1 protein-coding gene is annotated in these 338 nt (G+C 70.4%); it reads right to left on the reverse strand.

Annotation, left to right across the window (positions count from 1 at the left end):
* The coding region (locus tag QMZ26_RS21305; protein ID WP_283222601.1) for a type VI secretion system Vgr family protein at window positions 1-338 on the reverse strand (338 nt) is incomplete at both ends.

Consider the following 338-nt stretch of genomic DNA (forward strand, 5'->3'; position numbering starts at 1 on the left):
CCCAGCCGTTCCACCGGCTGCTCGCCGGGGCTGCGGCCATCGCTGCCGGGCTTCATCGCGTTCTGCCCGTTCACGTCACCGGAATAGCGGCCCTGCGCCTGCGGATCGATCTGCTCGCGCAACTGCTTGGTCCGCTCGAACTCGGCCAGGCCGGGTACCTGCTGCTGGCCCAGCGTCTGCTGCATCTGTTCCAGGCTGCGCTCGGCACCCTTCAGCTGCGACACCACGCTGGCGTTGTCCATCACCGTGGAGCCGGCGCGCTGCTGCAGGCTGGCCGACAGCAGCAGGCCTTCGCCGGCGTGCACGTTGCCCCAGCCCTGGGTGGCCAGCTCGAAGCC

It is taken from the genome of Stenotrophomonas sp. PFBMAA-4, assembly GCF_030053215.1.
GTDB lineage: Bacteria > Pseudomonadota > Gammaproteobacteria > Xanthomonadales > Xanthomonadaceae > Stenotrophomonas.